This is a genomic window from Pseudarthrobacter sp. KH_020_B (assembly GCF_057840185.1).
On record NZ_CM174506.1, the window covers coordinates 4,638,851 to 4,651,492 of the forward strand.

Annotated in this window: 11 protein-coding genes; 6 read left to right on the top strand and 5 right to left on the bottom strand. The window is 66.4% G+C overall.

Annotation, left to right across the window (positions count from 1 at the left end):
* The first annotated feature begins 70 nt into the window (after positions 1–70).
* Positions 71–1,720 carry an MDR family MFS transporter gene (locus AC3IT0_RS21760; protein ID WP_489321703.1) on the top strand — a complete coding sequence of 550 codons (1,650 nt, stop codon included), beginning with the start codon at positions 71–73 and terminating at the stop codon, positions 1,718–1,720.
* 101 nt (positions 1,721–1,821) lie between these two features.
* On the opposite strand, the gene AC3IT0_RS21765 is transcribed toward AC3IT0_RS21760, so the two are convergent.
* The 4 genes from AC3IT0_RS21765 to AC3IT0_RS21780 form a co-directional block, all read right to left on the bottom strand.
* Positions 1,822–2,343: a GNAT family N-acetyltransferase gene (locus AC3IT0_RS21765; RefSeq protein WP_489321704.1), complete on the bottom strand. Its 522-nt coding sequence runs from the start codon at positions 2,341–2,343 to the stop codon at positions 1,822–1,824.
* A 182-nt stretch (positions 2,344–2,525) separates the two neighbouring features.
* On the bottom strand, positions 2,526–3,689 hold the full coding sequence (locus tag AC3IT0_RS21770) for a mannitol-1-phosphate 5-dehydrogenase (RefSeq protein ID WP_489321705.1): 1,164 nt from the start codon (positions 3,687–3,689) through the stop codon (positions 2,526–2,528).
* Complete coding sequence (locus AC3IT0_RS21775; RefSeq protein WP_489321706.1) at positions 3,689–5,761, bottom strand: PTS mannitol transporter subunit IICBA; 2,073 nt, start codon at positions 5,759–5,761, stop codon at positions 3,689–3,691. The genes AC3IT0_RS21770 and AC3IT0_RS21775 overlap by 1 nt, the downstream gene beginning before the upstream one ends.
* A 49-nt stretch (positions 5,762–5,810) precedes the next feature.
* Positions 5,811–6,539 carry a TetR/AcrR family transcriptional regulator gene (locus AC3IT0_RS21780; protein ID WP_489321707.1) on the bottom strand — a complete coding sequence of 243 codons (729 nt, stop codon included), beginning with the start codon at positions 6,537–6,539 and terminating at the stop codon, positions 5,811–5,813.
* Positions 6,540–6,700: 161 nt separating this feature from the next.
* Here AC3IT0_RS21780 and ptsP point away from each other — a divergent pair, with 161 nt between their 5' ends.
* The 4 genes from ptsP to AC3IT0_RS21800 all read left to right on the top strand — a co-directional run bounded on the left by ptsP (position 6,701) and on the right by AC3IT0_RS21800 (position 10,007).
* Positions 6,701–8,386, top strand: coding sequence for a phosphoenolpyruvate--protein phosphotransferase (gene ptsP / locus AC3IT0_RS21785; protein ID WP_489321708.1), 1,686 nt, complete (start codon positions 6,701–6,703; stop codon positions 8,384–8,386).
* Between the two features lie 65 nt (positions 8,387–8,451).
* Complete coding sequence (locus tag AC3IT0_RS21790; protein WP_489321709.1) at positions 8,452–8,730, top strand: HPr family phosphocarrier protein; 279 nt, start codon at positions 8,452–8,454, stop codon at positions 8,728–8,730.
* Between the two features lie 115 nt (positions 8,731–8,845).
* The gene (locus tag AC3IT0_RS21795) at positions 8,846–9,577 is read left to right on the top strand and encodes a DUF8817 family protein (protein ID WP_489321710.1); all 732 of its coding nucleotides are present in this window, start codon (positions 8,846–8,848) and stop codon (positions 9,575–9,577) included.
* A 34-nt stretch (positions 9,578–9,611) separates the two neighbouring features.
* Entirely contained in the window at positions 9,612–10,007 is a 396-nt protein-coding gene (locus AC3IT0_RS21800; protein ID WP_489321711.1) for a helix-turn-helix domain-containing protein, read from the top strand.
* Here AC3IT0_RS21800 and AC3IT0_RS21805 read toward each other — a convergent pair.
* Positions 10,004–11,221, bottom strand: coding sequence for a PucR family transcriptional regulator (locus tag AC3IT0_RS21805; RefSeq protein WP_489321712.1), 1,218 nt, complete (start codon positions 11,219–11,221; stop codon positions 10,004–10,006). The two genes, AC3IT0_RS21800 and AC3IT0_RS21805, sit on opposite strands and share 4 nt — an antisense overlap.
* A gap of 233 nt (positions 11,222–11,454) precedes the next feature.
* Between AC3IT0_RS21805 and ald the strand changes: the two genes are divergently transcribed.
* Positions 11,455–12,573 carry an alanine dehydrogenase gene (gene ald, locus AC3IT0_RS21810; protein WP_489321713.1) on the top strand — a complete coding sequence of 373 codons (1,119 nt, stop codon included), beginning with the start codon at positions 11,455–11,457 and terminating at the stop codon, positions 12,571–12,573.
* The last annotated feature ends 69 nt before the right edge of the window (positions 12,574–12,642 follow it).

Genomic DNA, 12,642 nt, shown 5'->3' on the forward strand with positions numbered 1-12,642 from the left:
AAACGCGACCTAACATAGTTACTGAAAGCAACTATCGAGCGTGATCCCTTTTTCTTTCCTGGAGTAGCCCATGTCCAAAACAACCGCCGTGCGTGCCGCCGGCGAAACCCTGACACAGCGTCAGATCGTCACCGTGATGGTGGGGCTCATGCTGGGCATGTTCCTGGCATCCCTGGACCAGACCATCGTGTCCACGTCCATCTACACCATCGCCAACGACCTTGACGGGCTGTCCCTCCAGGCGTGGGCCACCACCGCCTACCTCATCACTTCCACCGTGAGCACACCGCTGTACGGCAAGCTGAGCGACATTTTCGGCCGCCGCCCGCTGTACCTGATCGCCATCGTCATCTTCCTGGTCGGCTCGCTCTACGCCGGCTCAGTGCACTCCATGACGGAACTGGCCATCGCCCGCGGCGTCCAGGGCCTCGGCGCCGGCGGCCTGCTGGCCCTCGCGCTGACCATCATCGGCGACATCGTGTCGCTCAAGGACCGGGCCAAGTACCAGGGCTACTTCATGTCGGTGTTCGGCATCTCCTCTGTGCTCGGCCCGGTAGTGGGCGGCGCGTTCGCGGGTTCGTCCAACATCCTGGGTTTTGACGGCTGGCGCTGGGTGTTCTTCATCAACCTGCCCATCGGCCTGGCGGCCCTGGCCGTGGTGTTTATGTTCCTGCACCTGCCGGCCAAGCACGTGAGGCAGAAGATCGACTACTTCGGCGCAGCCGCCATCACGCTCGCCATCGTTCCGCTGCTCCTGGTGGCCGAACAGGGCCGCAGCTGGGGCTTTATGTCGCCGAACTCCTTCCTCTGCTACGGCCTGGGCGCGGTGGGCATCATCTGGTTCCTGCTGGCCGAAAAGCGCGCCGGGGACTACGCCCTGATTCCCCTTCGGCTCTTCCGGAACGCTACTTTTGGCCTGTCCTCGCTGCTGAACTTCATCATCGGCATCGGCATGTTCGGCGCCATCGCCATGCTGCCCATGTACCTGCAGCTGGTCAAGGGGCTCACGCCTACCGAAGCCGGCCTGATGATGATCACGTTCACGGTGGGCATCCTGACCGGTTCCATCAGCGCGGGCCGCACCATTTCGGCGTCGGGCACGTACCGGATCTTCCCCATCGTGGGCACTGGCATCCTCACCGCGGCCGCCGTGACCATGGGCCTGTCCCTGGGCGTGGACACGGGCCTGTGGGTTCCCGGCGTGATCGCCGTGTTCTTCGGCATGGGCCTGGGTTTCTGCATGCAGCCGCTCACCCTGGCCATGCAGGTCTCCGTGCCGCCGAAGGACATGGGCGTGGGCACGTCCTCCGCGGCGTTCTTCCGCTCCATGGGCGGCGCGGTGGGCACGGCGGTGTTCATCTCGATGCTCTTCAGCGTGGCCGCGGGCCGGATCGCCGAAACGATGAAGTCAGCCATGTCCAGCCCGGACTACCAAGCCGTGCTGCGCGACCCGGCCGTGGCCGCGGACCCCGCCAACGCCAAGCTCTACGAGTTCTTCCAGAACGGGGCCTCGAACGAATCGCTCAATGACACCAGCTGGCTGCACTCGGCCAACAGCGTGCTCACCCGGCCCATCACCGAGGGCTTCGCGTATGCGATCGACACCGTGATGATCACCGCGGCCGTCCTCACCGGGATCGCGTTCCTGATCAGCTTCGCTTTGCCGAATAAGAGGCTGACGGATCCGAAGGTTGCCAAGGAGCCTGTGGCGGCCCACTAGCTCCACCAAACGCTCTCTCACATTCCACAGCGAAAACGCAAACCCTCTCTCACATCCTGTGAGGGAGGGTTTGCTGTTCGGGCTGGCGGGACCTGCGACGGTCAGAGCGTGAGCTTCATGCCCTCATGGCTGGCGTCGAAGCCGAGCCGCTCGTAGAACCTGTGGGCGGCCGTCCGGGACTTATGGGTGGTCAGCTGCATCAGTGTGCAGCCGCGCCGCCTGGACTCGTCGATGGCCCACTGCACCATCAGGTTGCCGATGCCGCGGCCCCGAAGGCTGCCCGCCACGCGCACACCCTCGATCTGCGAGCGCCAGGACCCCTGCCGCGAAAGGCCCGGCAGGAAGCTCAGCTGGAACGTGGCAACGACGGGACCGGAGGCTGCGCCGGGCGGCACCTGCTCCCCCACCACCAGCAAGTGGCACGGGTCGGCGTCGATCGCTTCAAAAGCCCTCTCGTAGGGCGCCATCTCGTGACCCAGTTCGCGGGCGGCGCCCAGGGAATCGTCGGCCAGCAGTGCCACGATGGCGGGCAGGTCCGCGGACACGGCGTGCCGGAGACGGAAGGTCCCGCCGTCGACGTCGGCAGTCAGCAAGGGGGTCAGCGCGCCGGGGTTCGTGGTCATCTCCCCAGCATTCCACAAGGCCCGCGAGCTCATCCCCCAGACGCTCTCTCACCTTTGGTGCCTTAAACACCGACGCTCTCTCACCAGGTGAGAGAGCGTCGGCGAAAAAGCTGCAGGACGTGAGAGAGGGTTTCAGAAAAACCCACTAAAGGTGAGAGAGCGTCCTGGTGGTGCGGACGGGGTCAGGCCGGGGCCTTGGCGCCTTCCGCCTGGCGTTCCTCCACCAGCGTGGACACCGCCGCGAACAGCGGGTGCTCGGGCGCCAGCCCGGTGATCCTGGCCGTTGCATCGGCAGGCGATGACGACGCCAGGATCTGCGCGAGCTCTGTGGCCTCGGCGTCTGCGGGGTCCGTGAAGCGCAGGGCCGCGGCGATGGCACCCAGGAGCGCCTCGGGCACGATCCCGCGTTCGGCCAGTTCGGCGGCGGGGCCGATGAACCGTTCGTGCCGGCTGAGCTTGCGCATCGGGGCACGCCCCACCCGGTTCACGGTGTCCGGCAGGTGCGGGTTGGAGAACCGGACCAGGATCTTCTGGACGTAGGCTTCCTGCTCGTCGTTGCTGAAGCCGTGCTTGGCCACCAGGAGCTGTTTGGTTTCCTCCAGCACCGCCCGGACATCCTCTGCCACGTCCTGGTCGGCCATGGCCTCGGAGATCTTCTCCAGGCCTGCTTCGAACCCCAAGTACGCTGCGGAGGCGTGCCCGGTGTTGACCGTAAAGAGCTTCCGCTCGATGTATGGCGAGAGCTCGTCCACAAACGTCGCGCCCGGGATGACCGGCGCAGCATCGCCAAATGCGGTCTGGTCGATGACCCACTCGTAGAACGTCTCCACAGTCACGTCCAGGCCCTGCCCGGGCGCCTGGTTGGGCACAATCCGGTCAACGGCAGTGTTCGCAAACACCGCCGCGGCGTCCAGGGACCCGGCGGCGTCGTCCCAGAGCCCGGCGACTTCGGCCCGCAGGATGTCCGTGGCGTTGATGGCGTTCTCGCAGGCCATGACCTGCAGCGGCGCCAGCCCGGCAGCCCGCGCCGCGATGCCCTTGGTGATGGCGGGCGCCACAAACTTCAGGATGTGCGGCCCCACGGCGGTGGTGACAATGTCCGCCGTCGCGATTTCCCGCACCAGCGCCGCTTCCTGCGTGCCGGAGTTCAGCGCGCGGAAGTTGTCCACCGTCCGGACGGCGGGGTTCTCCCCCACCTCGTGGACGTTGTAGCTGTCTGCTGCCGCCAACTGGTCGATGAGCGCGTCCGCGACATCCGCGAACACCACCTCATACCCGGCCTGGTGCAGCAGCAGCCCCACAAAGCCGCGGCCGATGTTCCCGGCGCCGAAATGTACCGCCTTCACTATGCGTTCACCTTTCCGAAGAGCTCCAGGACTTCCTCAACGGTCGTGGCCGCTTCCAGCTGGGCCACCTGGGCCTTGTTGGTGAAGACCTTCGCGATGGAGGACAGGATGTGGAGGTGTTCGTTGTTGATGCCGGCCACGCCCACCACGAACTTGACCTGCTTGCCGTTCCAGTCGATGCCGTCAGGGTAGCGGATCACGGACACCGCGGACTTCAGGATGTGGTCCTTGGCGGCGTTGGTGCCGTGCGGGATGGCCAGGAAGCTGCCCATGTACGTGGACACGGATTCCTCGCGCTCGTGCATGGCCGCGAGGTAGCCCTCGTCCACGGCGCCGCGGGCCAGGAGCAGCTGGCCTGCTTCGTCGATGGCGGCATCGCGGGTGGTGGCGGTGCCGTTGAGGATGACGCTGTCGGCCACCAGGATGTCGGAAGGCGCGACGGCGGCTGCCTCGGCTGGTGCCGCACCGCTGCCGGGTGCCGCATCCACCGGGGTACTGGCAACGTGGGCGCCGTGGCCCGCTACCGCAGCACCAGCCCCTGCGGCGGCGGCACCGGCGGCGGCAGCACCGGCGTCGGGCGTTGCGCCTTCGGTGTTGTGCTCCTTGACCAGCTCCACAATCTCGTCGTACCGCGGGCTGTTCATGAAGTTATCCACGGAGAAGTGCGCTGCGCTGGAGGTGACGGGCTTGGCGCGTTCGGTCAGGTCCTGGTGGGTGATCACAACGTCGTAGGTGTCGCTGAGGTTGGCGATCGCGGCGTTAGTGACCTTGACGTCCGGGAACCCGGCCGCCTTGATCTTGTTGCGCAGCACCGAGGCTCCCATGGCACTGGAGCCCATGCCGGCGTCGCACGCGAACACGATGTTCTTGATGGGGCCGGCCAGGACAGCCGTGCCCACGCCCGCACCGGCGCCGGTCAGCGCCGAGGAGACAGAGCTCTTTTTACCCTTCATGGCTTCCATCTTGGACGTGGCGTCGCTGAGGTCCACCTCGTCGCTGTGCTTGGTGGTCTTCAGAATCACCGAGGCCACCAGGAAGGAGACCGTGGTGGCGAGCACTACCGCGAGGATCACTCCGACGTAACTGTCACGGGAGGTCTGGGCGAGCACGGCGATGATCGAGCCAGGCGCCGCCGGAGCAACGAGTCCGGAGTTGGTGACGGCCAGGGTGGCGATGCCCGTCATGCCGCCGGCGATCGCGGCCAGGATCAGCAGCGGGCGCATCAGGACGTACGGGAAGTAGATTTCGTGGATGCCGCCGAAGAAGTGGATGATCGCAGCGCCGGAGGCCGAACCCTTGGCCAGGCCCTTCCCGAAGAACATGTACGCGAGCAGGATGCCCATGCCGGGGCCGGGGTTGGCTTCGAGCAGGAACAGGATGGACTTGCCCTGCTCCAGCGACTGCTGGATGCCCAGCGGGGTCAGTACGCCGTGATTGATGGCGTTGTTCAGGAACAGCACCTTGGCGGGCTCGATGAAAATGCTGGTGAGCGGCAGCAGGCCGTTGTTGACCAGGAACTGGACTACGCTGCCGGCGGCCGTGCTGAAGGCCTGGACCAGCGGCGAGATGCCGTAGAAGCCCAGCATCGCCAGCAGCGCGCCCCAGATACCGGCCGAGAAGTTGTTGACCAGCATCTCGAAGCCGGGGCGGATCTTGCCCTCCCACAGGAGGTCGATCTTCTTCATGGTCCAGCCGCCGAGGGGGCCCATGATCATGGCGCCGATGAACATCGGGATGCCGGCGCCCACAATGACGCCCATGGTTCCGATGGCGCCCACCACGCCGCCGCGGACGTCGTAGACCATCCGGCCGCCGGTGTAGGCGATCAGGAGTGGCAGCAGGTAGGTGATCATGGGGCCGACGAGGCCCACGTTCGGTGTCCCGTTCGTTTCGCCGAAGCCGCCCAAGGCCGGGACCGGGATCCAGCCCTTCTCAATAAAGAGGGCCGTGATGAGGCCCCAGGCGATAAACGCGCCGATGTTGGGCATGATCATGCCGGACAGGAACGTCCCGAACTTCTGGACGTGAACCCGCAGGCTGGTGCGGGGTTTCGCAACTGTCTCTGTTGCCATGTGCTTTCCTAACCGTCATTCCTGCTGCAGCGCAGGATGGGTCCGATACTTACGACGACGTGCTGGTGGAGATTCGGTGAAGCCATTCGAGGAACAGTTTGAGTTCCGAGCTTGAGAGCTGGTCTGAGTGCGATGCCTGAAGCGCGGCATTCAAGGCGATCGCTGCCACCACTACCGAGGACTTGCCGGAGTCTTCCGGCGCGGCCCCTTCGGCTTCTGCCGCAGACACCGCAAAGATCATGGCGTCCCGGGTCATGATGGACAGTTCAAGGTTCCGTTCGGCGGCGGGTTCCGCAATCAGCATCAAGGTCACACCCACGTTGGCGGCCAGGATGGACCTGGCTGCTTCGCGCGGCTGGACGTTCAGCTGGCCCGCTGCCGCTGCCTTGTTCAGCATCTCCTCCATCAGCGCCTCGGCATCGGCAACGATGGCGGGGCGGTTTTCCGGGCGGATATTGCCGAACATCACCAGGTACAGTTCAGGCTGCTTGAGCCCGAACTGGACGTGGTTATCCCACATCCGCCGGATGTCCTCCAGCGGTTTTCCGGACGGGGCGAAGTCCCTTTCGCCCGCAACATACTCTTCAAAACCCGCGGCGACGACGGCGTCGAAAAGACCTTCCTTGTCACCGAAGTGGTGGTACAGCGTGGGCGCCGTAACCCCCGCCAGCTGCGTGATCTGGCGGGTGGAGACGGCTGCTCCCGCGGATTTTGCCAGCAATTCGGCCGCTGCACGCAGCAGACGCATTTTGGGGGGAAGCTGGCCATCCAAACTCATAGCCGCTACCCTATCACCTATAGCATTGCTATATGAACTGAATCACATACAATTTTTTCAGGCACGTTTCCGTCCTCGCACATAGTGGTCGCGGCGGCCCCGGCATGGCGCCGGGATAAACCTAGGCGGGCCTGGCTACCGGCAGAGAACGAGGACCTTCAGTGCAGACCTTCCCAGGAGTTGGCGTCAGCCCCGGCCGCATCATCGGAACCGTCCGGCAGATGCCCAAACCGATCAGCGAACCCCCCGCAGGCGAGCAGCTGGCCGGCGGTACGTCCGCTGAAGACGCAACGGCATCGCTCAAGGCAGCAGCGGCCGCCGTCCATGACGAGCTCAAAGCCCGCGCGGAAACGGCCAGCGGCGACGGCAAGGCGGTGCTGGAGGCCACGGCCCTGATGGCCAAGGACACCATGCTCCTGAAGAACGCCGCCAAGCTGATCGCCCGCGGCACCTCGGCGCAGCGCGCCATCTGGGAAGCCGGCGCCTCGGTCTCCGAAATGCTGCACAACCTGGGCGGCTACATGGCCGAACGCGCCACGGACGTCCTTGATGTCCGGGCCCGCATCGTGGCCGAACTCCGGGGCGTGCCCGCCCCGGGCATCCCTTCCGCCAACACGCCGTTCATCCTTGTGGCCGAGGACCTGGCGCCGGCGGACACGGCCACGCTGGACCCCGAAAAGGTGCTGGCCCTGGTCACTGCCGGCGGCGGACCGCAGTCCCACACCGCCATCATTGCCCGCTCACTCGGCCTGCCCGCCGTCGTCGCCGCCGCAGGCGTGGACGAACTGGCCGACGGCACCGAGGTGTTTGTGGACGGCGCCGCCGGTTCCATCACCGTGGACCCGGATGCCGCCCAGCGCGCCGCCGCCGAAGCTTGGGCCACCAACGCGTCCTTGCTGGCCGTTTTTGACGGGAACGGCACGACGGCGGATGGGCACTTCGTGCCGCTCCTCGCCAACGTGGGCGGTGGCAAGGATGCCGTGGCCGCTGCCGGCCTCAACGCGCAGGGCGTGGGACTGTTCCGCACGGAATTCTGCTTCCTGGAACGGGACACTGAACCCTCCGTTGAAGAGCAGGCGGCCGCGTACAAGAGCGTGTTTGACGCCTTCACGGGCAAGAAAGTTGTCCTGCGCACGCTCGATGCCGGTGCCGACAAGCCGCTGCCGTTCCTGACCGACGCCACCGAGCCCAACCCGGCCCTCGGCGTCCGCGGCTACCGCACCGACTTCACCACCCCGGGCGTGCTGGAGCGCCAGCTGCAGGCGATCGCCCTCGCGGAGAAGGACTCGGAGGCTGACGTATGGGTCATGGCCCCGATGATTTCCACAGCGGAGGAAGCAGCCCATTTTGCCTCGATGTGCGCCGCCGCCGGGATCACCAATCCGGGCGTGATGGTGGAGGTGCCGTCCGCGGCGCTGACGGCCGAGTCCATCCTGCGCGAGGTGGGTTTCGCAAGCCTGGGCACCAACGACCTCACCCAGTACGCCATGGCGGCCGACCGCCAGCTGGGCCCCCTGGCCAACCTCAACACCCCGTGGCAGCCCGCCGTGCTGCGCCTGGTGGGATTGACCGTGGAAGGCTCCCGCGCAGAAGGCCACAACAAACCCGTGGGCGTCTGCGGTGAGGCGGCCGCTGACCCGGCCCTCGCCGTCGTGCTTACCGGGCTGGGCGTCAACACACTGTCCATGACCGCGCGGTCCCTGGCCGCCGTGGCCGCGGTGCTGAAGACCGTCACGTTGGCCGAAGCGCAGCAGCTGGCCAAGCTGGCCCTCTCCGCACCCAGCGCCTCCGAAGCCAAGGCCTGGGTACGGGAAAAACTGCCCGTCCTCGAGGAACTCGGCCTCTGAGCACGCCCTTTAGCAACCGCCCGCCGCTTTAGCCAGAGACCACGAAGCACCCACCAGGAGGAACAATGCCCGAACGCATCGCCACCATCGCCAGCCGCTCCGGCCTGCACGCCCGCCCCGCCGCACTGTTTGCCGAAGCCGCCGGAGACGTTGGAGTGGAGGTCACCATTGCCATGCAGGGCGACCCGGAGGACGACGCACTGGACGCATCCAGCATCCTGTCGCTGATGACCCTGGGCGCCGCCAAGGGCGATGTTGTGGTGCTCCGGGCTGATGGTGCTGGCGCCGACGCGGCACTGGATTCGCTGGTCAAGCTCCTGGAAACGGACCTCGACGCCGAATAGCTTCTGCTTCGCCGTTTCGATGGTTCCCTGCCGGGTCGACGCTCGCAACCATCTAGTGGGCAGGGAACCACCGAAACGGGCGACGGTCAGGGCTCCCCGGGCGTAGGTTCAGGGTATGAACGAGCGCGCCGTCCCCATCCTGCCGTGCCGCCGCCTGGACGACGTGGCGCCGTTCTACGAAGCGCTCGGCTTCCAGGTCACCTACCGGCAGGAGCGGCCGAATCCGTACATGTGCTTCAAGCGTGGCGGCATCGACCTGCACTTCTTCGGGCTGGAAAGCTTCGAGCCCGAAAATTCCATGGGCAGCGTGATCCTGCTGGTCCCGGACACCGGCCTGCTCTTCGACGAGTTCGCCGCCGGGCTGCGGGCCGCCTACGGAAAACTGCCGATTTCCGGGATTCCGCGGATCACCCGGCCACGCCGCAAGCAGGGCACCGCCGCCGGCTTTTCCGTAGTGGATCCGGGCGGCAACTGGCTGCGGGTGAGCGCACTCGGCGATTCCGAGGATGCCCCTGGTGCTTCCGGGTCGGCTGATGCGTCGGCGTCCGCTCCGGCGGGGCGGCTCGACCGTGTCCTCTTGAACGCGGCACGGCAAGGCGACGCCCATGGCAGTGAGGCGACGGCAATCTCCGTGATCGAGGCCGGGCTCCAGCGGCATCCGGAGGCGACGGACGCCGAGAAGCTGCCGCTGCTTGTGTACCTCGCCGAGCTGCACGAGCGGACCGGAAACCGCGGGCTGGCGCTGTCCGTGCTGGACGCGGTGGATGCCCTGGAACTCGACACCGATGCCCGGCGCGCGCTTGCCTCCGAGCTGGCGAACGCAGACGAGCTCCGCCGCGGACTGTAGTTCCGCCTGGAAGTGTGCGGGTTAGGCTTCTGGCATGGCATTGATAGCTCCGCGCGTCACGGCTGGCCTGCCCGCCGACGACGCCCTGAACCTCGCGCGTTCCCTACGGGACAGCAACGACATCACCGTGTTCGTGGACGGCACGGTCCACCGCCTCCCGGGTGAAGCGCGGGACGCCGTGGTGGACCTGCTCGCTCGGCTGAGCCGCGGCGAAGCGGTGACCGTCAGCAGCGTGGAGGAAATGCTCACCACGTCACAGGCGGCCGAACTCGCCGGGATTTCCCACACGTATCTGCGCAACATGACCGATCGCGGCGAGATCCCCGTGGAATACCGCGGCACGCACCGCCGGATCAGGCTGGCGGCGATCATGGCCTGGCTGGACCGGCAAAAGACTAACGAGCAGCAACAGCCGCCAGAGCAGGCCTAGATCCGCGGGCGGGCCGCCCAGCGCCGCATCTTGAGTGCCGCATGGAGTTCCAGCCGGGGCATCCCCTTCAGCGGGTCCACGCCCAGGAGCTGCCGGATGCGGCCCAACCGGTTGTAGATGCTGCTGCGGTGCAGGTGCAGTTTGGTAGCCACGTCCTGGACTGAGCCGTCGTTGTCGTAGATGAGCTCAAGTACTGGGAGAAGCTCATCGTTACGGTCGTGGTCCTCCAGCATCCGCACATAAACGGATCCGGAGTCAGCCCATGCGCCGGCTCCCCCGCCCGCCGATGCCAGCAGCTGGTACACCCCGGTGGCCCGGCAGTCCACCAGTTCGCCCAACTGGGGGTCCACAGCGGCCGCCTGCGCCGCCAGCCGGGACTGCCGGTAGGCCTCGGCAAGCTCGCGTGGTTTGGCAAAGCCCTCGCTGATACCCAGGATGATGCGGTGCACGGGCCGGCCCGAACGTTTGGCCAGCTCCAGCTGGTAGTGGACCAGCACCTGCGCATGGTTGGCCCGGCCCACCGACTCCCGGAACAGCACCACCGAATGGGTTTCCGTGCCTGCGCTGAACAGCGCCACATCCACGCCGATAGTGGCCTGCAAGGCGGCCGACCGGTGGATCAGGGTGGAGGCGATGGGGTCCGGGCCTCCGGCCCAGCCGTCGGCGTCGAGCACAGTGACCATCTGCCACGGCCCCTTGCCCTGGATTTCCTTCCAGCCAGCGACGGCGGCCACCGCGTTGGCCTCGCCGGAACAGGCGGCCAGGAACTCGCGTTCGCGGCCCCGCCGGAACTCGGACTCGGCAGTGTTGGAGTCCAGCAGCAGGCCGGAAAGCAGCTCGATCTCCGGGGTCACGTCCGGCAACTGGCCGAGGATCGCCGTCGGATTTTCCTCTGCCGAGTCCTGCTGCACCCAGAGGTAGCCGACGCGGAAACCGCGTACCATCAACGGAACACACACCCGGCCGAGCATCCCCAGCTCCTGGTTGGCGGGAATCGCTACCGGGCGGACCGCCGTGGCGATGCCGTGGGAAAGTTGCCAGGCGCTGACATCGGCGGGGACCCGCTTGCTCAGCAGGAAGTTCACCCGGACCCGGTCCGCGTGGGACTGGTTGGAGCTGTAGGCGAGCAGCAGGCCGTCCAGGTCCTCCAGCGACAGTCCCCGCCCAAGCTTCTGCGCGACCTGTTCCACCAGTTGTTCCACGTCCTGCTGCATGGGGTAACACTACTGCTCCGGCAGGCATCCGGGCGAACGAACAGCAGGCGACACCTGACGCCCCCACGCTGAACATTTGTCGATCCACGAAACCAAGAATTCCCGGAATGACGCGGAGTTCGCGGGCCCCGGGCCCCGCATTCCTGTCAGTTGGGTCACAGCCGGATTTATTCTGGAATCACAACTTCCCCCGCAATTTCGGGCCTACGCGGCCTGAGAATATGGAGCCACAAATGATCATCGGTGTCCCCAAAGAGATCAAGAACAACGAATTCCGCGTCGCCATCACAGCGGCTGGCGTTCACGAGTTCCGCACCCACGGCCACACGGTCCTCGTCGAGCGCGGCGCAGGCTTGGGCTCGGGGATCACGGACGAGGAATACGCGATCGCCGGCGCCGAAATCGTTGCCGAAGCCGACGACGTCTGGGCCCGGGCCGACATGGTCATGAAGGTCAAGGAACCCATCAAGGCCGAGTACCACCGCTTCCGCAAGGGCCTGATCCTCTTCACCTACCTCCACCTCGCCGCCGAGCCGGAACTCACGCAGGCGCTCATCAACTCCGGCGTCACCGCCATCGCGTACGAGACCGTGCAGGAAGGCCGGACCCTGCCGCTGCTGGCCCCCATGTCCGAGGTTGCCGGCCGCCTGTCCGTGCAGGTCGGCGCCACCTCCCTGATGGCACCCGCCGGCGGCAAGGGCGTCCTACTGGGCGGCGTTCCGGGTGTCCGCCCGGCCAAGGTGGTTGTCCTGGGCGCTGGCGTCGCCGGCACCAACGCCGCCGCGATGGCCCTGGGCCTGGGCGCCGACGTCACCATCCTCGACATCAACATCAACCGGCTCCGCGAACTCGACGCCCAGTACTCCGGCCGGCTCAAGACCGTGGCCTCCAACAAGTACGAAATCGAAAAGTCAGTGGTGGACGCAGACCTGGTGATCGGTTCCGTCCTGATCCCCGGCGCCAAGGCCCCCAAGCTGGTCAGCAACGAACTCGTGGCCCGCATGAAGCCCGGCTCCGTGCTGGTGGACATCGCCGTGGACCAGGGCGGCTGTTTCGAGGACACCCACCCCACCACGCACCAGGAACCCACGTACAAGGTCCACAACACGATCTTCTACTGCGTTGCCAACATGCCTGGCGCCGTACCCAACACGTCCACATACGCGCTGACCAATGTCACCCTCCGCTACGCCGTGGCACTGGCCAACCTGGGCGTCCGGGCCGCCTTCGACCGCGACCCGTCCCTCGCCTCCGGCCTCAACATCGCCGCCGGCCACGTGGCACACCACTCCGTCTCCGAGGCACACAACCTGCCCCTCGTCGCGGACTGGCACGAACTGGTTTCCGCCTAAGAACCCCCATCGATTGCTCCACAAGTGCCCTTATGGCGAGCCAAAACGGCACTTGTGGAGCAGTCGATT